Consider the following 23,355-nt stretch of genomic DNA (forward strand, 5'->3'; position numbering starts at 1 on the left):
TCTGATGTACACCGCCAAAGGCCAGCTTGATCGCGATGCCATGATTCGCCAGCACCTCCCGCTGGTCAGAAGAATTGCGCACCACATGATCGCCAAGCTGCCTCCCAATGTTGAGCTGGATGACCTGATCCAGGTAGGCATGATGGGCTTGGCAGAAGCGCTTTCGCGCTATGAAGCCGCGCAAGGCGTGCAGTTTGAGACCTTTGCCACCCAGCGCATCCGGGGCGCCATGCTGGACGAGCTGCGCGAAGGCGACTGGATGTCGCGCAGCTCCCGCAAAAGCCAGAAGGACATTGAGCAGGCCGTCAACCGACTGGAACAAAAGCTCGGGAGAAGCGCCCTGGAGTCAGAGATCGCCGCTGAAATGGGGATGACCCTGGTGGACTACCAGTCGCTGCTGGGCAAGGTTCGCGGTACCCAACTGGTGTATCTTGAGGACATGACGCGGGGCAATGAAGACGATGATGGTTTTCTGGACCGCCATGTGGCCGATAGCGATGCAGACCCGGTGGAGTTACTGCGGGACCATCGCCTCAAAGCGTCGTTAGTCAATGCCATCAAGGGCCTGCCGGAGCGCGAGCAGTACATCATGGGTATGTACTACGAACATGACATGAATCTCAAAGAGATCGCAGCGGTGCTGGGTGTCACAGAATCCAGGGTGTGCCAACTGCATAGCCAGTCCATCGCTCGCCTGCGCGCCAAGATGCGGGCGCATTGAGCGCTTACAGCACACATCACCAGCCCGCCCCCCTTTTTTCTTTTCATGCGCTCAGCACGTTGGGGCGACTGAACGCGCAGCACCCCGGCTATCAGCCCGCCGAGCGATAGATACGGGCGACACCGGGTTTGGCGGCACGCGCACCCAGACCATTGCTGTAAGTAGATGCCGGGTCTGCCGGAGGTAGCAATCCCGCGACTTGGCGGTCTGTTGTCACGGAAAGGCGGGCGAGACTCTCACGGTGCACCACCAGCATCGCGCCGACAGCATCCAACCGCTTTTGTATCGACGACGGCAGGGGCATGCCGCGTGTCGCAGACTGCTCCAGCACGCGAGCAAACTGCGCCGCAGCATCGCGCAGCGCCGTACTGTTTTTTTCCAGGGAGGAGGGGTCTGCCGCGAGAAGCGCAGCAGAAACTTTTTCGATCAGCTGCTCAACAGCTGTGAGGGATTCTTCCAGCAACATGGCCCATTGTGCGACGGATCATGTCAGCTGCAAAGACATATCAACTGAACAACTGAAATCAACCCCGCGAACGGGACAGAATCTCCTGCGCATTGGACAGCATCCGATCAGCGACCGCTTCTGCGTCCACAGAAAATTCGCCCTTCTCAATAGCCGTGCGAACCGACTTGACTTTGCTGGCATCAAAATCGCCTGTAGTGCGGCTGGATGGGCTGAGTGCTCGTGCAGCCATAGAGACCGTGACCGGCACACCGGCGGCTGACTTCGCCACAGCATCTTTGGCAGCCCCTTCAGCAGCAACCGCAGGGCTTTTGGCTTGCTTGGCAAGCCCTGCCTGCGCCAACGCGCCCGGGAGTTCCGGTTTTTGACCAATCTTCATCGCTCTCTCCACCACCCCGTTCGATGTGGGGCACAGTAGCAATGTTTTCGACTCATTTCGCCGGGACTTTAGCCATTTATTGCCTTGACATCCTTAAAGTGTGATGTCGACCGTCCCATTCTCGCTAACAATCCCGCTCACTACCTTGCCATTACTCATTCTTATACGTACAGTCTGACCGACTGCGCCCGCAGACATGGCCTGCCCCGCCGATGTAACGGCATAGCCGGGGCCTTGGGCAACCACACGGACCTGGGCGCCTGCGCGGAATAACAAAGGGGCTCGTACCATGGGCTGGCGCAAGGCCTGGCCCACCATCAGTTGCCGCGCCGCGACCTGCCCCACCCAGAGATCCGGGTTGGCCATGATGGGCGCGGAATCGGCAGCCCAGTCCACTTCAGCCTCGGTGGCATCTTCAGCCGTCAGCGTAGCACCGGGCGCGACATTACTCGTCAATACCCACGCGGGGCCAAACGCCTTGATGGTGACCGGCAAAAACACATTCCAGGCGGTGGCACCTTCCACACACCGAAGTCCCAGGCGCGTATGCCCCCACAGACGCGACCCCACCGGCAGATAGGGTTCGACCCGAGCACAAGGGGCCAGTCGCAAACGCGAGTCCAACGAACCAACAGTGACTTCCATGCGCAGCGGCAAACCTGCCGTTTGGTTGCGTGCCAATGTGTCATCCAGCCACCGCTGGGTCAACGGGCCAAGATCCACAGCCGGGTCGGCAGCTGCCTGGGCGTGGGCGGTACGCCCCCCCCCGAAGGCGGCAGCCAGTATTAATAGCCCAAGACCAAGGCCAATGAAACGCACCACGCGGCTCGCCCTGCTCGGCTTCGTTGGAGCAGCCGTCAGGGAAAGGGTGGAAATGGAAATGAGTGGAAGAACGGGCTTTGCCATGGTGACCTCCTGGGCGTCGCGCAAGCGTTGCCTCCAGAACCTTGTCAAGGCCATCCGCAAACGCTATTTCACAACCGGGACTATAGGCAATCAGCATGCACCCAAAACCCCGAACTACCCATCCAACTCCACGTTTTTTGCGCTTTAGAAAAAGGGCGCCGTTTCCATAATCGAACCACGCCAAAAAGCCCGCGGGGCTGGCGCCTTTGCAACCCATGGTGTGAGGCAAACATGCTTGACAAGATGACGAACCAGCTGAACTTTCACGGCAACGCGCTCCTGCTGCGTGCGGAACGTCAGCGCGCCATCGCCAGCAACATCGCCAACGCAGACACCCCCGGTTATGTAGCCCGTGATTTCAAGTTCGGGGATGCATTGCGCGAAGCCACCGGAACAGGCTCTGGCACCACCAGCCTTGCGATGAGCGGCTATGCATCCACCACTGGCGCGGGCACCACCGACGCGCGCCACATACCGCTGGCCACTGTTCAGACAAGCGCCAGCATCGACAAACAGGGTGCAATGGGCTACGCCGTGCAAACACAACCGAGCATGGACAACAACACCGTGGATCTTGATCGGGAACGTGCCAATTTCGTGGACAACTCCGTGCGGTATGAGGCCACGCTGCGCTTCATCAACGGTAACGCGAAGACCATGCTCAGCGCCATCCAGGGCCAATAAGTACGCCGCCCAGAAAGCGAGATCCACCATGTCCATGTTCTCCATCTTCAACGTCTCTGGCAGCGCCATCAGCGCGCAGTCGCAGCGCCTCAACGTGGTGGCCAGCAATCTGGCCAACGTCGATGCCGTTGCGGGGCCCGACGGGCAAGCGTACAAGGCACGCCAGGTGGTGTTTCAGACGGCGCCCATGGGATCCGAGGGCGCCGCTGGCGTTCGCATCAGCGGCATGAGCGAAAGCAATGTGCCGGGGCGTCGGGTTCACGATCCCAGCAACCCGTCCGCAGATGCGGAGGGGTACGTCACGCACTCCAACGTCAACGCGGTGGAGGAAATGGTCAACATGATTTCAGCCTCGCGCTCGTACCAGAACAACGTCGAGGTCATGAATACGGCCAAAACGCTACTCCTCAAAACCCTGCAGATGGGCCAGTAACCCTCGGGAGACCCCACCATGATCCTCAGTGCCACCAACGCCACGACCGCCACAGATTCATCGGGCACCAAAGCCAATGCGGCCACCGATCCAGCCGCCGCCCAGGACCGGTTCCTGAAGTTGCTGGTCGCGCAGCTCAACAACCAGGATCCGATGAACCCGCTGGACAACGCCCAGATGACCTCGCAGATCGCCCAGATCAATACGGTGACGGGCATTCAGCAGCTGAACCAGACCATGCAGAGCATGGCCACCCAGTTCAACTCGCTGCAGGTCATGCAAGGCACGGCGCTGGTTGGCCGCAACGTGATGACCGAGGGCTCGAGCCTTTCGATGGCCGACAAGACGGGCAAGGGCGGTTTCGAATTGAACTCCGCTGCCACCGGGGTGAAGATCGAGGTGATGACAGCCGGTGGCCAAGTGATCGACACCGTGGACATGGGCGCCCAAAGCGCCGGGCGCCACACCTTCGAATGGGACGCCAGCAAATACACCGGTGCCACCGATGCGCTGCAGTTCCGCGTCACGGCAGTCAATGGCGCGACCAAGATCGATTCCACCGCGCTCAGCCTGTCCAAGGTGACGGCTGCCGGTGCCGAGAACGGCCAGCTGGTACTGACCCTCTCCAACGGCAAAACCATCAACTACGACCAGATCAAGGCCTTGGTCTAGCCCCGCGTCGTTTCACATCTCGTCTATCAGGAGAACACCATGAGTTTTCAGCAAGGCCTGTCGGGTTTGAACGCCGCCAGCAAAAATCTCGACGTCATCGGACACAACATCGCCAACTCCAACACGGTGGGTTTCAAGGCCTCTCGGGCTGAGTTTGCCGAAATGGTGGCTTCGGCCATTGGCTCGTCCGGCGGCACCAACGCCGGCATCGGGGTGGAAGTCGGTGCGGTATCGCAGCAGTTCACGCAGGGCAATCTGACGATCACAGGCAACAGCCTGGACGTGGCCATCAACGGCAACGGCTTCTTCACGCTGACCATGCCCGATGGCACGCCTGCCTACACCCGCTCCGGCAACTTCAAGCTGGACAAGGAAGGCAACATGATCACCAATGACAACGCCAAAGTGATGGGCTACCCGGTGGATCCAGTCACAGGGCTGCGCTCGGGCACCGACCCCATTCCAATGGTTTTCCCCACGGCCGAGCCCATTCCTGCCAAACAGACCACCAAGATCACCGCGGCCTTCAACCTCCCCGCCACGGCAATCGATGCGGCCGGCGACCCAGCGGCCACGCCGCCCATCCCCGCGACGCCACGCGCCACGTATGGCACCTCCATCAATGTGTTCGACAGCCAAGGCGTGGCAAAGCCGGTGAGCCTGTATTTTCAGAAGACTGCCACCGACAACACATGGGATGTGTACGACGCGCTCGACGACCCTACGGCCGTGCCCCCTGTGGTGGCAACACCGATTGGCCAGATCACATTCGACAACAACGGCGCCATCACGGGCCCCGTGGCCACGCTACCCGCCACGGGTTTCGCGCTCACTCTGAACGTAAACCCCACACCACCGAACCCCAACAACCTGCCGGCCTTTAATGTGTCGGTGGGCCTGGACAAGGTCTCCCAGAGCGGCAACAAATTCGCCGTATCGAACCTGAGCCAGGATGGCTACACCACTGGCGAACTCACCGGTATCAACATTGAGGACAACGGGAAGATCATGACCCGTTATTCCAATGGCGTGACCCGTACCGAAGGTCAACTGGCGCTTTCAAGCTTCCGCAACACACAAGGACTGGCGTCGGTGGGCGGCAACAACTGGGTTTCAACCTTTGAATCGGGCCAGCCCGTGGTGGGCACCGCCACCGACGGCAATTTCGGCAAGCTGCGCTCGGGTGCGCTCGAAGACTCCAACGTGGACCTGACCGCAGAACTGGTGAACATGATGACCGCCCAGCGGGCCTACCAGGCCAATGCGCAGACGATCAAGACGCAGGATCAGATCATGTCCACCCTGGTCAATCTGCGCTGATCTGCGGATCCTTCACTGAACCCGACCAGGACACCGGAGCGCCCCCATGGACCACATCATCTATACCTCGATGACCGGCGCCAACGCCGCCGCGCACCGGCAGGCGGTGCTGGCCAACAACCTGGCCAACGCCTCCACCGGCGGGTTCCGCGCAGAAATGTCCACTTTCCGCTCCGTGCCGCTGCAGGGCGATGGGTCCAAGACACGCGTGTTTGCGCTGGAGGCAACATCTGGCCACGTCGAAACCCCCGGGCCGGTGCAGCGCACCGGGCGCAACCTGGATGCGATGGCTGCGGGCAACGCCTGGTTTGCCGTGCAAGGCCTGGATGGCACCGAGGCCTATACCCGCGCGGGCAACTTTGAAGTGTCGGCCACGGGCCAGATGGTCACGCCCACGGGTTTGCCAGTGCTGTCCGACGGCGGAGCGCCCATCGACGTGCCACCGGGCGCTGATGTTTCGCTGGGATCTGACGGAACCGTCACCGCCAAGACACCCGGCCAGCCCGCACAGGCCATTGGCCGGCTCAAGCTGGCGACCCCCACACAGGAAGACCCGCTCAAACGCGGCGACGACGGCTTGTTCCGCGCGACGTCCGGCGACCCGATACCCAGCGACGCCAATGCCCGCATGCTGTCGGGTGCGCTCGAGGGTTCGAACGTCAATCCCGTGGAATGCATGGTGGGAATGATCGCCGCATCACGCCAGTTCGAACAACAGATGCGGCTGCTGCAGACCGCCGAGACCAACGACAAAACCGCCAGCCAGCTGCTGAGCATGAACGGCTGATGCACCAGCGCCCCGCGCCGCATTGCCATAAGGAAGCACCATGATCAACTCTCTCTGGATCGCCAAAACCGGCATGTCTGCCCAGCAGACCCAGCTCGACGTCATCTCGCACAACCTGGCCAACGTCTCGACCACCGGCTACAAGCGCAACAGCGCGGTGTTCGAAGACCTGATTTACCAGAACCTGCGCCAGGTGGGCGCCAACACCACAGAGCAGAACCAGTTGCCCACCGGCCTGCACCTGGGCCTGGGCGTGCGCACCGTGGCGACCAGCCGCAACTTCTTGCAGGGCAGCCTGCAGGAGTCCAAGAACAACCTGGACGTGGCCATCAATGGCAACGGTTTTTTTGAAGTGACGATGCCCGACGGCACCCTGGGTTACACCCGCGACGGCTCGTTCCAGGTCGATGCACAGGGGCGCATGGTCACCTCCAGCGGCCTGCCCGTGGCCAATGGCATCACCATTCCGGCCAACGCAACGAGCATCAGCATCAGCGCAGAGGGCGCCGTGTCGGCCACGGTGCCGGGCAACACCCAGCCGCAGGCACTGGGCAACCTGGCCATGTCGAGTTTTATCAATCCGGCTGGGCTGGAGCCCATCGGACAGAACCTTTTCAAGGAATCCGCAGCGTCGGGCCAACCCCAGCAGGGCACACCGGGCACCAATGGCCTGGGGATCATCAAGCAGGGTTTTTTGGAGGCGTCCAACGTGAACGTGGTGGAAGAACTTGTCACCATGATCCAGACCCAGCGCGCCTACGAAATGAATTCCAAGGCGATCACGACATCGGATCAGATGCTGGCCAAGCTCGCCCAGCTGTGACCGTGGTCTTCGCGACAACGACAACGAATCCTTCGTTCAGGACATTTGCCATGCGGACTCCGAATCGATCGCCCCTTCTTCTTCGCGCCTTTGACGGGGTGCGCGCGCTGCGCGCTGGCGCATCCGCCGTGGGTGCCATGCTGCTCTGCGCAGGTTGCGCCAGCCTTTCGCCACCGCCGCCGGTGGACATCCTGCCGACCACACCACCGCCGCTGGCTGCAGCGCCACGCACACCGCCGCCGGTCACGGGCGGGCTGTTTCACAACGCCAGCTACCGTCCCGCGTTTGAAGATCGACGCGCACGCATGGTGGGCGACAACGTCACGATCCAGATCGTCGAGAACGTGACCGCCAGCCAGAAATCCTCCTCCACCGTGGACCGCACGTCCAAAGTCTCTGCCGGGGTGTCGGCCTTGCCGTTCACCAGCACCAAATTCACAGACAAGTTGGGCGTGGGTGCCAATTCCGGGAACGAATTTTCTGGCAAGGGCGGCACGGAAAGCGCCAACACTTTCTCGGGCTCCATCACGGCCACCGTGGTGGACGTGCTGCCCAATGGCCACCTGATCGTCACCGGTGAAAAGCAGATTGGCGTGAACCAGAACGTGGACGTACTGCGCTTCTCGGGCACCATCGACCCACGGTCGCTGCAGCCTGGCAGCATCATCGCCTCCACCCAGGTGGCCAATGTGCGCATCGAGTCACGCGGCCGGGGCGCCCAGGGTGAGGCGCAGACAATGGGCTGGCTGGGCCGGTTCTTCAATACCATCACACCGTTTTGATCCGCATCTCTCCTTGACGCGCCTTGCACGCAGCGCCGCAGACAGATGAGGTGCCTGCGGGGCGCTGAAGGGGGCTGCCGCTTATTGTTGCGCTGCGTCTGGTGGCGGCAGGCATGCCCACATCCCCAGCCCTGGTGTCGCACCGCGCTGGGGTCTCTACGGCCCCACTACCAAAGCAATCATAAAAAATGATAGCTGCTAGCGCTTACCCCATAAGCGCTAGCGCCTGCTTTTATTAAAATTTCACCTCACTCAGAAGCAGCCTGACGGGGGTGGCACCCGCCACCACGAACGCACGCAATAGGCTGGTGAACCCGCTTCTTTTTGGGTTTTAGTTCTTGCCATGGCCCACCACAATGGATGCCATGAAAGCCTTGCCCGACTCCCTTTTGCCCCGCCTCACACATACCCTGTGGGTGCTGTTGGCGGTCATGGCCGCGTGTGTGGCAGGCCCCGCACAGGCCTTGCGCATCAAGGAAGTGGCGGCCGTGCAAGGCGTTCGCAGCAACCAGTTGACCGGCTACGGCCTGGTGGTAGGGCTGGACGGCACGGGCGACCAGACCACCCAGATGCCGTACACCACGCAGGCCCTGTCCAACTACCTGCTGCAGATGGGTATCAGTCTGCCGCCGGGCACCGCTTCGCAGTTGCAACTCAAGAACGTGGCGGCCGTCATCGTCACCGCCCAATTGCCCGCGTTCGCGCAGCCTGGCCAGCAGATCGATGCGATCGTCTCGTCCATGGGCAACGCCAAATCGCTCAAGGGCGGCACACTGATCGTCACGCCCCTGCGGGGTGCCGATGGCGAAATCTATGCCTTGGCCCAAGGCAACATGGTGGTGGGGGGCGCGGGGGCATCCGCCGGGGGCAGCAAGGTACAGATCAACCACCTGAGTGCTGGTCGCATACCCCTGGGCGCACAGGTGGAGCGGTCTGTGCCCACCCCGCTCAACGAAGGCGACACCATCAACCTGGGGCTCAATGCCTCTGACTTTCAGACCGCTCGCCGCGTGGCGCAGGTCATCAACGCCAAGATGGGCAACGGCCTGGCCACGGCGCTCGATGGCCGCACCGTGCAGGTGCGCGCGCCGATAGAGCCCGGTGCCCGGGTGGGCTTCATCGCAGACCTGGAAGAGTTGCCCCTGGAGTTTTCGGCACCTGCCGCCAAGGTGGTCATCAACGCCCGCACGGGCTCGGTGGTGCTCAACCAGTCCGTCACGCTGGGGCCTTGCGCCATTGCCCACGGCAACCTGTCGATCACCATCAGCTCCACACCGGTCATCAGCCAGCCCAACCCCTTGTCGCAAGGACAGACGGTGGTGGCGCAAAAGAGCAACATCACCATCAACCAAGAACCAGGCAACGTTATCCAGATGCCTGCGTCGCCACAGCTGGCGGATGTGGTCAAGGCGCTGAACACCCTGGGTGCCACACCAGGCGATTTGCTCGCGATCTTGCAAGCCATCAAGGCAGCCGGCGCGCTCAACGCCGAACTGGAGGTGATTTAAATGAAGCACCCCCTGAGCCGCTGCGCGTCTTCCCCGTCTCTCGCTGCGCGGGAGGAGAACACCCCCAGTGCGGCGGGGCGGCCCTTGCGCGGGGGCGCTGACCTTGGGCGCGCCCGTTTCATGGGCTGCGGGTGGCGCGCAGCGCGATGGATCACTGACATGCCCTGGTGCATGTCGCAACAGGAGGCGTGACCATGGCCCTCACACTGCCCTCTTCGAGCACGGCCAGCCCATCGAATGCGCTGGCCGTCGACATCCGTTCGCTGAACAACCTCAAGTTCGAGGCGGGCACCGCCAACAGCGCCGCGACCACGCGCGAGGCCGCCAAACAGTTTGAATCGCTGTTCATGCGCGAGCTCATCAAAAGCATGCGCGATGCCACGATGAAATCGGGACTGATGGAGGGAGGCCAGGCAGACCTGGGGCAAGACATGCTGGACCAGCAACTGTCGGTCACCATGTCGGGCATGCAGGGGGGTCTTTCCGAGGCGATTTCGCGCCAGCTGTCGCGCCAGATGGGCGGCGGCGATCCGGCGTTTTCGGTGCCTTCCACCGTGAGCCTGCAGCAAGCCATGCCACGCGTTGCCGCTGCGGCCACCACCAGCACCTCTGCGCAAGCCGGCACCCCGGTGCCCAAAGGCCGGGACGATTTTGTGCAGCACCTGAGCGGCACCGCCGAACGCGTGGCCCAGGAAAGCGGCATCCCCGCGAGCTTCATGCTGGGCCAGGCGGGGCACGAAACCGGCTGGGGCAAAAGCGAGATCCGCAACAAGGATGGCTCCACCTCATTCAACCTGTTTGGCATCAAGGCCGACAAGGGGTGGACGGGCAAAGTGGCCGACATCACCACCACGGAATACATCAACGGCACCCCCCGCAAGGTGACCGCCAAGTTCCGTGCCTACGACTCTTATGAAGACTCGTTTCGCGACTACGCCAAGCTGATCACGGAAAGCCCCCGCTACGAAAAGGCCCAGGCAACCGCCAAGACCGGATCGGCCGTGGCCTATGCGTCCGCGCTGCAAAAGGCCGGCTACGCGACCGACCCCGAGTACGCCAAGAAGCTCAGTGGCGCCATCAACAGCGCGCTGCGTGCACAACGCGCCCAGGCGTGACAAGAGGTAAGCCATGAGTCTGCTCAACGTCGGCGCTCGCGCCCTCCTCGCCAACCAGGTCGCCCTGCAGACCGCCGGCCACAACATTGCCAATGTCAATACGCCCGGGTATTCACGCCAGACCGTGGTGCTGCAAACCGTGCAGGGCCAGTTCACGGGCGGCGGCTACATCGGCCAGGGCGTGGATGTGCAAACGATTTTGCGCAACCAGAGCGAACTGCTTACACGCCAATCGGCGGCCGCAGGATCCACGCAGGCCGCAGACACGGTGCGCGCCGAACGCCTGAGCCAACTGCAAGACATCTTCAGCGGTGGTACGGCCGGCCTGGGTGCGGCCATCAACGACATGATGAACGCGTTTTCTGACGTGGTGAGCAGCCCCACCGACATCACGGCACGCACGGTGGCCCTCACACGCATCGACGAAACCGCCGCGCGCATGCGCACAGCCGCAGACCGCCTGACCGAAATCGAATACACCGCCACAGAACAGCTCAAGAGCAGCATCAACGCCGTCAACAGCCTGGCGGCCCAGATGGCGAGCGTCAACGAACAGATTGCACGCGCCCAGGGCAACGGCCAGACCCCCAACGACCTGCTGGACAAGCGCGATCAGATCATCCGGGACATCAACCAGTACGTGCAGACGACGCAGATTCCTGCCGATGACGGCACCGTGGGTCTGTTTGTGGCGGGCAGCCAACCGCTGGTGCTGGGCACCACGGCAACCAGCCTGTCCATCGACGAAGCCAGCCAGTTCCCGGGCAGCGGACAGGTCAAACTGTATTTCAACCGACCCGGTGCTACCCCGATCGAAATGGACGAGAACGTGCTGGGCGGCGGCACGATCTCGGGCCTCTTGCGCTTTAACAACACGGACCTTGCCGAAGGGCGCAACCTGTTGGGGCGCATGGCAACTGCCATCGGCATGACGATGAACGCGCAGCAGAACCTGGGGCTGACGCTGGACGGCGCGGCCGGCAAGGATCTGTTCTCGGTGCCCGCCAGCATGCCCGGGTACACCAACGGGTCGGGCGTTGGTTCCGTTTCTTTCACGGGGCCCACACAGTTCGCCGCCTCGGACTATGAGATCCGCTTCACCACGGGCACCGCCGGGCAAGTCGTGCGGCTGTCGGACGGCAAGTCCACACCGTTCACCGACGCGGCCAACCTGGCCACACTGCAGATTGACGGGCTGAACTTCAACCTGACCACCCCCGGTGCGCCCGGTGAGCGCATGCTGTTCAAACCGTTCAGCACCGCAGCAAGCAACATCCAGGCGCTGGTGTATTCCCCCCGCGACCTGGCGGCGGCCAACCCCATCAATGCGGCCATGGGAACGTCCAACGGTGGCACCATGCAACTGGCAGGACTCAAGGCAACGGGGCTGCCGAATCCGCCAGGCCTTGTGCTGCCAGCCAACGCCAATGCAGCGGCGGTTCCACCCATTCTGGGCGGGGTTCAGCTGCAGTTCAACGCAGGCCCCCCTAGCACTTACGACGTGCTCGACCGTGGCACGGCACCGCCCACTACCTTGGCTGCGGCACAGCCCTATACATCTGGCGTTCCGATCTCCTTCAATGGGTGGGAGGTCACGTTGCAGGGCACCCCTAAAACCGGCGATACCGTCGTGATCGGCAATGCGCTCGATCCGCAATATGGCGATACCTTCACCCGCAACTCAGGCAACGCAACGTCCCTGATGGGACTGCGCGATGTGAAGATGTTCGACGAGGCCTCGCTCACCGACGGCTACGCCGGGGCCATGGCCCAGGTGGGCACCCGCACCCAAAGCGCGAAGTTCGCTGCCGATCTTTCCTCCACCATCGCCTCCAATCTGGAACGTGACCGCACTGCGGTCTCGGGCGTCAATCTGGACGAAGAAGCCGCCAAACTGATTCAATACCAGCAGGCATACCAGGCATCGTCCAAAATGATCCAGATTGCGCAGAGCATTTTTGATTCGCTGCTGCAGGGCCTGGGCCGCTGACGGCCGGCTACCAGCTAGGAGTTCGACATGAGCAACAACCTCTACCGGCTTGGCACCGCCAACATGTATGACAACGCGCTGCGCAACCTGGGCGCGCGCCAGACCAACCTCTCCAATCTGCAGGAGAACCTCACATCCGGCAAACGGGTGGTGCGCGCCAGCGATGACCCGGTGTCTGCTGCACAGGCTGAGCGGGCACTCAACCGCATGTCACGCATCCAGACCGAGCAGCGGGCACTGGAGACCCAGCGCAACGCCATCACGCAGGGCGAGTCGACCTTGGGTGATGCCGTGAATCTGCTCCAGAGTTTTCGCGAGCTGGTGGTGAATGCAGGCGATGCCACCCTGACCCCCAACGACCGCACCACCATTGCCAACCAGCTGCAGGGCCTGCGCGAGCAACTACAGAACCTCGCCAACCGCAAGGACACCAATGGTGTTCCGCTGCTCAGTTCGCTGGGTAGCGCCCTCTCCCCATTTCTGGGTCCTCAGAGCACCTCGCCCGACTACACCTTTCAAGGGTTGCCTGGCCAGACAGCCAGCACAGGCGTCACAGTGCCAGGTTCCCTGGATGGGGATGCGGCATTCATGTTCAACCCGCAGCGCGACGGTGTGTACACCGCCGGGGTCAGCACCATCCCGAGCACTCGGCAGCTCACCACGACCGCTATCACGCCGGTGGACCGCAGTCTGATCACAGGCGACAGCTACTCCATCACGTTCAGCGCGGTGGGCCCGGGCGCAACCACCGGCACCAGCACCGCCACGTACACACTCACCAACACCACCACGGGCGCCGTATCCGCGCCAGTGACGGTCCCCGACTTTCCATCCGACAAACCGGTCACCATCCCCGTGACGGGCATTCCAGGCCTGGCCTTCGACATCACGGGAACACCTGCGAACGGCGATGCCATCAGCGTGCAACCCAGCGCCAGCCTGTTCAGCACGCTGGACAGCGCCATCAACGGCATCCGCAATGCGCCCAACAACAATGGCGCGATCCAGTCCGTGGGACAGGCGCTTGCCAACATCGACGCGGGGCTGGAGCGGGTACACAACATGCGTAGCTACGCGGGTGAATTGCTCAACCGCGCAGACCGTATCACCGGTGACCAGGGCAAGCGCTCGGATCAGCTCGAAGCAGACCGTTCGCGCGCGGAGGATCTCGATATGATCAAAGGCCTCTCGGAATTCCAGAACCAGCAGGTGGGCTACGAGGCGGCACTCAAGTCCTATGCCCAGGTCCAAAAGCTGTCCCTGTTCAATTTCATCAGCTAGGACGCCGGCCGGAATGTGGGCAGCTAGAGCAAAAATTGCCCCCCTGCGGGCCATGGGGCGCCGACAATATCCCAGTCCGACAGATTCCCGAATCCTGCGCTCGAGGCGGAGAGGAGACCTCCCCTGGGCGCAGCCCCCCGTTACATTGCCAGAGAGCACATGGTCCAATCCGTCCTTGGCAGCCTGATTCTGGGCTACCGCCCCTTATGGAATTCCGCCCGCAAGCTGGCGGGCATTCAGCTGTTTGCACATAACGAGGCATCTGCCGTCGTCGATGCCGGCCATTTGTTGCGGACGATCCAGGAGCTGTGGACCGCCAGTTCGCCGCCTCTTTTGATCTCGGCGCAGACGCGCCAGTTGTTGTTCGATCTGCTGGAGAACGCACCGCGCGGCGCCCCCTGGATCGAGGTGCGTGGCGACTGGTTGTCAGACTCGGCCATTTACTCCCGCGTGAAAGCCGCGCACCAGCGCGGGCTGCGGCTGGTATGGCGGGGTGATATCGGCAAACTGCCCGAGCCTGACATAGCCCGTTGTTTTGACATTAGTTTGCTGACCCTGCGGCCAGAAGACGCAGTTGCTGCGCTGCAAGCGCCCCCCGCACGCACCGGAGCGCCCACGCCCAGCGTGGTGCTGGCCGGGCAGATGTATGAAAACATCGAGAGCCGGGCGCTCATGGAGCATTGCCTGGACCAGGGCAACGCGTTGGCATTGACGGGCTGGCCCACGGAAGATGTGCTCTACAGCATGCGCCACCACCCGCAGCAGCCGTCCCATGCCGTGATCTTCAAACTCATGAAGGCCATCGACGCAGAGCAGTCGCTGGAGACCTTTGAAGACATCATGGGTGAAGACCCCCTGCTCGCGTACCGGTTCATGGTCTACACCAATTCGGCGGCCCTCGGCCTGCGCACCGGCATTGACTCATTGCGCCGGGGCTTGGTGATGATGGGGTATAGCTCCATCAAGCGCTGGCTCTCGGACCAGCTGCCCCACGCCAGCACCGACCTCAATATGCAGCCGGTGCGCGAGTCGATGGTGATTCGCGCCCAGCTCACCGCCCGCCTGCTGGATGCGGGGATCGAGAACGACCTGCGCCGCGAGATCTATCTGTGTGGCCTGATCTCCCAGCTTGACGAGCTGCTGGGTGAGCCCCTGGGCACCATCTTGCGCCGCCTGCCACTGTCTGAGCGCATCTACGACGCGACGGTGCTGCACACCGGGCCTTACACCGCAGGGCTGCAAATGGCCTGTGCGCTGGAAACAGATGATGCCGCGGCGATCCGCCAGCTGTGCGAGACGTTCGAGATGGACCTTGAAGAGGTCAACCGCGCACTGCTGCGCGTGCTGTCAGATCTGGATGTGGAGCGCCCGACGGGGCGCCGCTGATACGGGCTCCGTCAGCGGCCCTGCTGTTCAGACCGAACGCGCTGAAAAACGCCCCAGAAAGTTGCGTCCTGCGTGGTGGCGAAGTTGATGCGCATCAGCGTGCTGGGCTTGCGTTCGGCGTGGAACAGCGCGCCGGGCGCCAACAGATAGCCTTCGTCGAGCATGCGCTGCGACAGCGCGTCGGTGTCCACCCCCGTCTCCACCCAGCCAAACAGGCCCACGGGCTCGGCCGCAAAGGTGCAGCCCGCGCCCAGCGCCAGCTTGACGCTGCGCGCACGCGCCGCGTCCAGCCGGGTGCGGATGCGCTCGGCATGGCGGCGCAATTGCCCCTGCTCGATGCACAGCGCCAGGGCCTTTTCGAGCAAAGCCGGCGTCGTCAGCGTGGCCAGCAGTTTGGTGTCGAGCAGTTGCTCCACCAGCGCCGGCGCCGCCGCCAGATAGCCAATGCGCCAGTTGGGCGCCAGGATCTTGGCAAAGCCACTCACGTAGATCGTGCGCTGCAGGCCATCGAGCGCCGTGAGCCGCGTGGCGTGCTCGGGCGCAATGTGGCTGTAGGTGTCGTCCTCCACCACATGAAAATTGTGCTGGTTGGCCAGTTGCAGGATGCGGTGCGCGCTGCCCGGCGTGAGGCAGTAGCCCGTGGGGTTGTGGAACACGCTCACGCTCACGTAGAGCTTGGGCTTGTGCACCTCACAGTATTTGGCCATCACTTCCAGATCCGGGCCATCGGCGCGGCGCGGCACGGGCAGGATGTGCATGCCCAACGCCGCCAGGCGCGCAAACTCAACGGCCCAGCCTGGCTCTTCGACCATCACCGGGTCGCCCGGGCGCAGCAGCGTGCGGCTCACGATGTCGAGCGCGTGTGTGGCACCCACGGTGGTGATGATGTGCTCGGGCACCGTGTGCACATTGAGCGTGGCCAGCTTCTTGGCCAGCAGGCGGCGCAGGCCCGCATCGCCCAGCGGCTCGCCATACTGCAGCGAGAAATCCTGCAGGCTGCGCGAGCTGGTCACCTTGCGCACCGCTGCGGGCATGAAGGTGGACTCCAGCCATTGCGGGGGAAACACGCCCATGCCGGGCTGGGGCTTGTCGCTGATCTTGTGAAACATGCCGCGAATGAGTGCCGTGGCGTTGACCGGCGATACCCCGCCACCGGCGCGCCCCGCCGCCCGCGCGGCAAACCAGTGGGCCGTGCTCCAGTTGGCGGCTGCGCTTTCCAGCGCCGGGTTCACGGCATGGGCATCACCATCTGCCGCACCGGCCGCACGACCACTTTCACGCACAAAAAACCCCCGGTTCTTGCGTGCCTCCACCAGCCCCTGCGCCAGCAACTGGTCATAGGCCGCTACCACGGTGGACGGGCTCACTCCGTTTTGCTGCGCGCACTGGCGCACCGACGGCAGGCGCGCCCCGGGCGCCAGCAAACGGTTGCGTATGCGCTCGGAAATCCGGGCAGACAACTGCTCAGTGAGCGACTGGGTGGATGATTTCATCAGCATGGCAGGGCTTGTGGGCTGTGTGTGTACTGTCTTCGCAACCAATACAGATTAGATACTGCGCTGGCCAACTGTACTGGTTCTGTATTGGTTTGCAAGATTACATTGAACCCACAGAACACACAAGCCCACCGCAATAGTGACCCCACCCATGAGCGCCGCCGAACTCACCACCCTGCTGCTGTTTTGCACCGCCATGAGCTTTTCGCCGGGGCCCAACACCACCTTGTCCACCGCGCTGGCCGCCAACCTGGGCCTCAAGCGCGCACTGCGTTTTTGTTTTGCCGTGCCTGCGGGCTGGACACTGCTCATGCTGGGCAGCGGCCTGGGCCTGGGGGCCCTGATCACGGGAGTGCCGGCTCTGCGCTGGGCCGTCACGCTGCTGGGCGTGGCTTACATGCTCTGGCTGGCCTTCAAGCTGGCCCGCGCGGGCCAGCTGACCACCATCGACACCACGCGCCTGAGCGTGACCTTCTGGCAAGGCGTAGGGCTGCAGTTCGTCAACATCAAGGCCTGGATGCTGGCACTCACGCTCAGCGCAGGCTGGGTGGTAAACGCAGCGGGCCAGCCGGCCACCAACCCGGGCGAGCGCCTGGTGATCATCTGCGGCGTAATGATGGTGTTTGCCTTCACCAGCAATTTTGTCTATGCGTTGGTCGGCTCGCTGCTGCGCCAGTGGCTGGCGCAAGGCGCACGCCTGTTGTGGTTCAACCGGGCGCTGGCCCTGGTGCTGGTGCTCACTGCGTATTGGATGCTGACGCTATGAACCCGGCCCAGGAAAAAGAAGCGCTGCTATGGGGCATGGTCGGCGTCACCTTGTTTGCCGCCACCTTGCCAATGACCCGCCTGGCCGTCGGCCCCACCGATGCGCCTCAACTGTCCCCCTGGTTCGTCACCTTTGGCCGCGCCGCCGTGGCGGGGGTGCTGTCCATCGGGTACTTGCTGTGGCAGCGGTCGCGTGGGCGCCTCAACGTTCCGGTGCGGGCACAGTGGCCCCTGCTGGGTATCACGGCTTTTGGGGTGATCGTCGGGTTCCCGCTGTTCCTCGCGCTGGCGCTGCGCCACGTGCCCAGCACCCACGGCGCCGTTGTCACCGCGCTGCTGCCGCTGTCTACCGCCGTACTGGGCGCGCTGTGGTTCAGGCAGCGGCCATCCACGGGCTTCTGGGCCTGCGCGGTCCTGGGCAGCGGTCTGGTGCTGGGCTTCATGGTGTGGCGCGCTGGGGGCTTTTACCTGGGCGCTGCCAACATTTATCTGCTGATCGCGATGACCACGGGCGCCTTGGGCTACATCGGTGGGGCGCGCCTTACGCCGAGCCTGGGTGCCGAGCAGGCCATCTGCTGGGTGCTGGTGTGCTGCCTGCCGCTGACCCTGCCCATTGCCTGGTGGTTCGCGCCTGGTGCGCCCTCGGCGATCAGCGCTATGGGCTGGTTGGGCTTTATCTATGTGGCGCTGTTTTCGATGTGGATCGGCTTTTTTGCCTGGTATCGTGCCCTTGCACTGGGGGCCGTGCGCGTGAGCCAGATCCAGCTCATACAACCCTTCCTGAGCCTGCTATTTGCCGTGCCGCTGCTGGGCGAGCGGCTGGATATCGTCACCTTATTTTTTGCACTGGCTGTCATTGCGACGGTGTTCGCAGGCAAGAAGATGCCCGTCCACGCAGCAGGAGCCGCCCCATGAAAATGCACGACATCCCGTTTGTCACCACGGACTGGGGCGGCCTCCCCCGCGAGGAAAAAAGCGCGCAGGCTGGCCAGGCCTTCTGGCGCACCCAGCAGTTCGGCGACCTGCGCGTGCGCATGGTGGAGTACACACCCGGTTATGTATCCGACCACTGGTGCACCAAAGGGCACGTGCTGTTGTGCCTGAATGGAGAGCTGCACACCGAACTTGCCGATGGCCGCCAGTTCACACTGACCGCCGGCATGAGCTATCAGGTGGCGGACAATGCGGAACCCCACCGCTCCACGGCCCCGAACGGAGCCACGCTGTTCATCGTGGACTGATTTTTTTCTGACGACGACTTTGCAACATGGGGGACCCGCTGAGGTCTACCCGCAGGAGAACGAGAGTGAAACTGAACGACCTTCCACAGACCAGCACCTGGACCCTGGCGCGCCGCGCCGAGCGCATGAACCCTTCGGTCATCCGCGAAATCCTGAAGGTCACGGAAAAGCCCGGCATCATCAGTCTGGCGGGCGGCCTGCCTTCGCCCAAGACTTTCCCCGTGTCGGCCTTTGCCGAAGCTTCGGCTGCCGTGCTGGCCAACGACGGCCCCGCCGCCCTGCAGTACGCCGCCAGCGAAGGTTTTGCCCCGCTGCGTGAGGCCATTGCCGACTTTCTGCCCTGGAACGTGGACCCCGAGCAGGTCCTCATCACCACCGGATCGCAACAGGCGCTGGACCTGATCGCCAAGGTGCTGATCGACACCGACAGCCGCGTGCTGGTCGAAACCCCCACCTACCTGGGCGCGCTGCAGGCCTTCACGCCCATGGAGCCTGCCGTGGTGTCCGTGGCCAGCGACGATGAAGGCGTTCTGATCGACGACCTCAAAGCCAAGGTGGGCACCGGTGCGAACAAGGCGCGCTTTTTGTACGTGCTGCCCAACTTCCAGAACCCCACGGGCCGCACCATGAGCGATGCCCGCCGCAACGAGCTGGTGCGCGCCGCCGCTGAGCTGAACCTGCCCCTGGTGGAAGACAACCCCTACGGCGACCTGTGGTTTGACAACCCCCCGCCTGCCCCACTCACGGCCCGCAACCCGGACGGCTGCATCTACATGGGTTCGTTCTCCAAGGTGCTGGCCCCCGGTCTGCGCCTGGGTTTCGTGGTGGCACCCAAGGCCGTGTACCCCAAGCTGCTGCAAGCCAAGCAGGCCGCCGACCTGCACACGCCTGGCTACAACCAGCGCCTGGTGGCCGAGGTGATGAAGGGCAACTTCCTGGACCGCCATGTGCCCACCATCCGCGCGCTGTACAAGCAGCAGTGCGAGGCCATGCTGACCGCATTGACCAAGGAAATGCAAGGCCTGGGCGTGCAGTGGAACCGCCCCGACGGCGGCATGTTCCTGTGGGTGCGCCTGCCCGAAGGCATGAGCGCGATCGAGCTGCTGCCCAAGGCGGTGGAACGCAACGTGGCCTTTGTGCCCGGCGCCGCGTTCTATGCCGACAACGCCGACCAGCGCACGCTGCGCCTGTCGTTCGTGACCTCTACGGTCGAGCAGATCGCCACCGGCATCGCAGCGCTGGCTGCGGCCATCCGAGATCAAAAGGGCTGACGCGACATGCTGAGACTCTGGGGTCGCCTGTCGTCCATCAACGTGCGCAAGGTGGTGTGGGCCGCGCAAGAGCTGGGCATCACGCTGCAGCGCACCGATGCGGGCGGCCAGTACGGCATCGTACGCGAGGCCCACTACCTGGGCCTGAACCCCAACGGCCTGGTGCCACTGATTGAGGACGAAGACACGGGCGCCGTGCTGTGGGAGTCCAACCCCATCGTGCGCTACCTGTGTGCGCGGCATTCCATGGGCGAGCTATATCCCGAAGCCCTGCGCGAACGCTTTGTGGCCGAGCAATGGATGGACTGGCAGCAGACCACGCTGAACCCGGCCGGGCGCGACGCGTTCATCCAGTGGATACGCACGCCTGCCGCCCAGCGCAACGATGCACTGATTGCCGCATCGGTGGCGGCCACCGAGCCCCTGCTGGACCTGCTGGACGCCCACCTGGCGCGCCAGCCGTTCATGGCGGGTGAGCGTTTCACCATGGCCGACATCCCGGTGGGCTGCGAGATCCACCGCTGGTGGGGCCTGCCGATGGACCGAGCCGCAAGGCCCCACCTGGAGCGGTGGTACCACACGGTCAGCATCCGCCCCGGCGCACGCGGGGTCCTGGACCAACCGCTGTCCTGACCACACACCACCATGCGCCAGCGCCCCTTCAAGCAAATCGATGTCTTCAGCGACCGCCCCGGCTATGGCAACCCCGTGGCCGTGGTGCTCGATACCGATGGCCTGGACGACAGCGACATGCGCCGCTTTGCAGCGTGGACCAACCTGTCAGAGACGACTTTTCTGCTGCCTCCCACCGAGGCCGGGCGCGCAGCGGGGGCCGACTACCGCCTGCGCATCTTCAGCCCCAATGGCGAGTTGCCTTTTGCGGGCCACCCCACCCTGGGCACCTGCCACGCCTGGCTGCAGGCGGGCCACACGCCGCAGCTCAGCGGCATGGTGATCCAGGAATGCGCACTGGGTTTGGTGCGTATCGCACAGGCCGATGGCACCCTGGCTTTTGCGGCACCGCCGCTCAAGCGCAGCGCCCCCAGCCCCGCGCTGGTGCCGCTGATTGCCAGCGCCCTGGGCCTGCGTCCGCAGCAAATTTTGGGCGCGCAGATGCTGGACAACGGCCCCGTGTGGCTGGGCCTGCTGCTCGACAGCGCCGACACGGTGCTGGGCCTGCACCCCGACCACGCCCGCCTGAAGGACCTGGGCCAGGATGTGGGCGTGATCCATGTGGGCCCCGCCGCCAGCAATACGGCGCAGCCCGGCGTGGTGGTGCGCGCCTTTGCCGCCCCCATGGGCAACCCCGAAGACCCGGTGACGGGCACCCTCAACGCCAGCCTGGCCGAATGGCTGATTGCCGATGGCCTGGCCCCCCGCAGCTACCTGGTGGCCCAGGGCGAGTGCCTGGGCCGCGCGGGCCGCGTGCACATCCACCAGGACGACGCGCGACAGATCTGGGTGGGCGGCCGTGCGGTCACCTGCATTGAAGGCACGGTGCTGCTATGACCGGGGTCCCACAGCCAGCAACACCGCGACCCAGCGGCTAAGCCCCCCCTTCGGGCGCCAACAGACGCCCACCGAACGCCCCAAAAAAACACCGCGCTCCGTGCCCGGTCAGCCCCCGGCGTGCACTGCTTTCCACCCTTTCACGCATTCACCCATTCACCCATCGCTTCACGGCTTTTCTCCACTAGGACTCTGACCACCATGCACCAACGCCCGTTCCAGCAAGTCGATGTATTCACCGCCACGCCCTACCGTGGCAACCCCCTGGCCGTGGTGCTGGACGGCACCGGCCTGTCCACCGAAGCCATGCAGGCATTCACCAACTGGACCAACCTGTCCGAAGCCACCTTCTTGTTGCCCCCCACGCCCGAAGGCCGCGCCGAGGGTGCCGACTACCGTGTGCGCATCTTCTGCCCCGGGCGCGAGCTGCCCTTTGCCGGCCACCCCACGCTGGGCAGCTGCCACGCATGGCTCAAGGCAGGCGGACAACCCCAGGTGGCGGGCAAGGTGGTGCAGGAATGCGGTGTGGGCCTGGTCACGCTGCGGCAGGATGGCGAGCAACTGGCCTTTGCCGCTCCACCCCTGATCAAAAGCGGCCCACTGGCCGAAGACGACGTGGCGCTGATTGCACGCGGCCTGGGCGTGGCGCGCAGCGACATCCTGCACCACGCCTGGTGCGACAACGGCCCCAACTGGCGGGGCGTGATGCTGCGCAGCAGCGAGCAGGTGTTGGCACTGAAGCCTGACGCCAGCATCCTGGGCCAGCTGGATGTGGGCGTGGTCGGGCCAACCGCTAAAGGCAGCGCATCCGCGCCACGTGGCAAGGTCGGCGTCATCGGCAGCACCGACGCCGAAGGCATCGCCTTTGAAGTACGCGCCTTCTTCCCCGGCAACAACGGCCTGGCCGAAGACCCCGTCACCGGCAGCCTCAACGCCGCGCTGGCCCAATGGCTCATTGGCGCCGGGCTGGCCCCCGCGCAGTATGTGGCCGCCCAAGGCACCTGCCTGGGGCGTGCGGGGCGGGTGTATGTGCAGCAGGACGGCGACACGATCTGGGTAGGTGGCAGCTCGGTCACCTGCATGGCGGGCGAGGTGCTGCTGTGACCACCGCCGCCACCCAGCCCCCACCCTGCGTGGACCACCTGATCGTGTTGGCTACAGACCTTGCCAGCGGCGTGGCCTGGTGCGAACGCACGCTGGGCATCACGCCAACGGCGGGCGGCGAACACCCGCTGATGGGCACGCACAACCGCATCTTCAACATCTCCAGCCCGGCGCATCCGCGCGCCTACCTGGAGATCATTGCTATCAACAAAGGAGCTGCCACCGCAATACCAGCAAGCGCCAACCGCTGGTTTGACATGGATGATGCCGCCTTGCAGCAACAGGTGGCAGAGCACGGCCCACGGCTCATCCACTGGGTAGCCTCCGTGCCCGACGTGGCTGAGCGGTGCGCCGCACTGGCGGAGCGGGACATTGAGCGCGGCGCCATCGTCACCGCCAGCCGCCCCACGCCGAATGGCCTGCTGCAGTGGCAGATCACGGTGCGCGACGACGGACTGCGCCTCATGGGCGGTTGCCTGCCCACGCTCATCCAGTGGGGCGCTGCACACCCGTGCGATAGCCTGCCCGCCAGTGGCGTGCAATTGCAGCAGCTCACGCTGCAGCATCCACAGGCCGCCACGCTGCAGGCCGCATGCGAAGCCGTGGGGGTGGCGCCATCCGTCACCGTCACACCCGGCAACACGCCCCGACTCACCGCGCAGCTCAGCACGCCACGGGGCCCTGTCACCCTCTCGTCGTTCACCACCCAGGAGTAA

Annotated in this window: 25 protein-coding genes; 21 read left to right on the forward strand and 4 right to left on the reverse strand. The window is 63.9% G+C overall.

The window, feature by feature from the left end; all coding sequences use genetic code 11:
• The first annotated feature begins 4 nt into the window (after window positions 1–4).
• On the forward strand, window positions 5–721 hold the full coding sequence (locus KI609_RS20095; RefSeq protein ID WP_226445301.1) for an RNA polymerase sigma factor FliA: 717 nt from the start codon (window positions 5–7) through the stop codon (window positions 719–721).
• A gap of 91 nt (window positions 722–812) precedes the next feature.
• On the opposite strand, the gene KI609_RS20100 is transcribed toward KI609_RS20095, so the two are convergent.
• From KI609_RS20100 to flgA, 3 genes are all read right to left on the reverse strand, one after another.
• Window positions 813–1,187 (reverse strand): hypothetical protein, encoded by a 375-nt coding sequence (locus tag KI609_RS20100; RefSeq protein WP_226445302.1) that lies wholly within the window; start codon window positions 1,185–1,187, stop codon window positions 813–815.
• A 58-nt stretch (window positions 1,188–1,245) separates the two neighbouring features.
• Complete coding sequence (gene flgM, locus KI609_RS20105) at window positions 1,246–1,566, reverse strand: flagellar biosynthesis anti-sigma factor FlgM (RefSeq protein ID WP_226445303.1); 321 nt, start codon at window positions 1,564–1,566, stop codon at window positions 1,246–1,248.
• 93 nt (window positions 1,567–1,659) lie between these two features.
• The gene (gene flgA / locus KI609_RS20110; protein ID WP_226445304.1) at window positions 1,660–2,472 is read right to left on the reverse strand and encodes a flagellar basal body P-ring formation chaperone FlgA; all 813 of its coding nucleotides are present in this window, start codon (window positions 2,470–2,472) and stop codon (window positions 1,660–1,662) included.
• Between the two features lie 231 nt (window positions 2,473–2,703).
• Between flgA and flgB the strand changes: the two genes are divergently transcribed.
• From flgB to KI609_RS20170, 12 genes are all read left to right on the forward strand, one after another.
• Window positions 2,704–3,156, forward strand: a complete 453-nt coding sequence (gene flgB / locus KI609_RS20115; protein ID WP_226445305.1) for a flagellar basal body rod protein FlgB — start codon at window positions 2,704–2,706, stop codon at window positions 3,154–3,156.
• 28 nt (window positions 3,157–3,184) lie between these two features.
• Window positions 3,185–3,589: a flagellar basal body rod protein FlgC gene (flgC, locus tag KI609_RS20120; protein WP_226445306.1), complete on the forward strand. Its 405-nt coding sequence runs from the start codon at window positions 3,185–3,187 to the stop codon at window positions 3,587–3,589.
• 18 nt (window positions 3,590–3,607) lie between these two features.
• Window positions 3,608–4,261: a flagellar hook assembly protein FlgD gene (locus KI609_RS20125; RefSeq protein ID WP_226445307.1), complete on the forward strand. Its 654-nt coding sequence runs from the start codon at window positions 3,608–3,610 to the stop codon at window positions 4,259–4,261.
• Between the two features lie 39 nt (window positions 4,262–4,300).
• Window positions 4,301–5,581, forward strand: coding sequence for a flagellar hook protein FlgE (gene flgE, locus KI609_RS20130; RefSeq protein WP_226445308.1), 1,281 nt, complete (start codon window positions 4,301–4,303; stop codon window positions 5,579–5,581).
• 46 nt (window positions 5,582–5,627) lie between these two features.
• Window positions 5,628–6,368, forward strand: coding sequence for a flagellar basal-body rod protein FlgF (flgF, locus tag KI609_RS20135; protein ID WP_226445309.1), 741 nt, complete (start codon window positions 5,628–5,630; stop codon window positions 6,366–6,368).
• Window positions 6,369–6,408: 40 nt separating this feature from the next.
• A complete protein-coding gene (gene flgG / locus KI609_RS20140; RefSeq protein ID WP_226445310.1) occupies window positions 6,409–7,191 on the forward strand; it encodes a flagellar basal-body rod protein FlgG in 783 nt (260 codons plus the stop codon).
• 50 nt (window positions 7,192–7,241) lie between these two features.
• The gene (locus KI609_RS20145) at window positions 7,242–7,973 is read left to right on the forward strand and encodes a flagellar basal body L-ring protein FlgH (protein ID WP_413463345.1); all 732 of its coding nucleotides are present in this window, start codon (window positions 7,242–7,244) and stop codon (window positions 7,971–7,973) included.
• 365 nt (window positions 7,974–8,338) lie between these two features.
• Window positions 8,339–9,481: a flagellar basal body P-ring protein FlgI gene (locus KI609_RS20150; RefSeq protein WP_413463346.1), complete on the forward strand. Its 1,143-nt coding sequence runs from the start codon at window positions 8,339–8,341 to the stop codon at window positions 9,479–9,481.
• A 194-nt stretch (window positions 9,482–9,675) separates the two neighbouring features.
• On the forward strand, window positions 9,676–10,596 hold the full coding sequence (flgJ, locus tag KI609_RS20155; RefSeq protein WP_226445312.1) for a flagellar assembly peptidoglycan hydrolase FlgJ: 921 nt from the start codon (window positions 9,676–9,678) through the stop codon (window positions 10,594–10,596).
• Between the two features lie 13 nt (window positions 10,597–10,609).
• Window positions 10,610–12,586 carry a flagellar hook-associated protein FlgK gene (flgK, locus tag KI609_RS20160; RefSeq protein ID WP_226445313.1) on the forward strand — a complete coding sequence of 659 codons (1,977 nt, stop codon included), beginning with the start codon at window positions 10,610–10,612 and terminating at the stop codon, window positions 12,584–12,586.
• A gap of 27 nt (window positions 12,587–12,613) precedes the next feature.
• Window positions 12,614–13,867: a flagellar hook-associated protein FlgL gene (flgL, locus tag KI609_RS20165; RefSeq protein WP_226445314.1), complete on the forward strand. Its 1,254-nt coding sequence runs from the start codon at window positions 12,614–12,616 to the stop codon at window positions 13,865–13,867.
• A 159-nt stretch (window positions 13,868–14,026) separates the two neighbouring features.
• Window positions 14,027–15,253 (forward strand): HDOD domain-containing protein, encoded by a 1,227-nt coding sequence (locus tag KI609_RS20170; protein ID WP_226445315.1) that lies wholly within the window; start codon window positions 14,027–14,029, stop codon window positions 15,251–15,253.
• A gap of 11 nt (window positions 15,254–15,264) precedes the next feature.
• Here the strand turns inward: KI609_RS20170 and KI609_RS20175 are convergent, their stop codons facing one another.
• Window positions 15,265–16,752 (reverse strand): PLP-dependent aminotransferase family protein, encoded by a 1,488-nt coding sequence (locus tag KI609_RS20175; protein ID WP_226445316.1) that lies wholly within the window; start codon window positions 16,750–16,752, stop codon window positions 15,265–15,267.
• A 148-nt stretch (window positions 16,753–16,900) separates the two neighbouring features.
• Between KI609_RS20175 and KI609_RS20180 the strand changes: the two genes are divergently transcribed.
• From KI609_RS20180 to KI609_RS20215, 8 genes are all read left to right on the forward strand, one after another.
• A complete protein-coding gene (locus KI609_RS20180) occupies window positions 16,901–17,515 on the forward strand; it encodes a LysE family translocator (protein WP_226445317.1) in 615 nt (204 codons plus the stop codon).
• On the forward strand, window positions 17,512–18,429 hold the full coding sequence (locus tag KI609_RS20185) for a DMT family transporter (RefSeq protein ID WP_226445318.1): 918 nt from the start codon (window positions 17,512–17,514) through the stop codon (window positions 18,427–18,429). Before KI609_RS20180 ends, KI609_RS20185 begins: the two co-directional genes overlap by 4 nt.
• Entirely contained in the window at window positions 18,426–18,755 is a 330-nt protein-coding gene (locus tag KI609_RS20190) for a DHCW motif cupin fold protein (RefSeq protein ID WP_226445319.1), read from the forward strand. The genes KI609_RS20185 and KI609_RS20190 overlap by 4 nt, the downstream gene beginning before the upstream one ends.
• Window positions 18,756–18,820: 65 nt before the next feature.
• Window positions 18,821–20,026, forward strand: a complete 1,206-nt coding sequence (locus KI609_RS20195; protein ID WP_226445320.1) for a PLP-dependent aminotransferase family protein — start codon at window positions 18,821–18,823, stop codon at window positions 20,024–20,026.
• Window positions 20,027–20,032: 6 nt separating this feature from the next.
• Window positions 20,033–20,659 carry a glutathione S-transferase gene (locus KI609_RS20200; RefSeq protein ID WP_226445321.1) on the forward strand — a complete coding sequence of 209 codons (627 nt, stop codon included), beginning with the start codon at window positions 20,033–20,035 and terminating at the stop codon, window positions 20,657–20,659.
• Window positions 20,660–20,671: 12 nt separating this feature from the next.
• Complete coding sequence (locus KI609_RS20205) at window positions 20,672–21,535, forward strand: PhzF family phenazine biosynthesis protein (protein WP_226445322.1); 864 nt, start codon at window positions 20,672–20,674, stop codon at window positions 21,533–21,535.
• Window positions 21,536–21,736: 201 nt separating this feature from the next.
• On the forward strand, window positions 21,737–22,639 hold the full coding sequence (locus KI609_RS20210) for a PhzF family phenazine biosynthesis protein (RefSeq protein WP_226445323.1): 903 nt from the start codon (window positions 21,737–21,739) through the stop codon (window positions 22,637–22,639).
• The gene (locus KI609_RS20215; RefSeq protein WP_226445324.1) at window positions 22,636–23,355 is read left to right on the forward strand and encodes a VOC family protein; all 720 of its coding nucleotides are present in this window, start codon (window positions 22,636–22,638) and stop codon (window positions 23,353–23,355) included. The genes KI609_RS20210 and KI609_RS20215 overlap by 4 nt, the downstream gene beginning before the upstream one ends.

The organism is Acidovorax radicis (assembly GCF_020510705.1).
GTDB lineage: Bacteria > Pseudomonadota > Gammaproteobacteria > Burkholderiales > Burkholderiaceae_C > Acidovorax > Acidovorax radicis_A.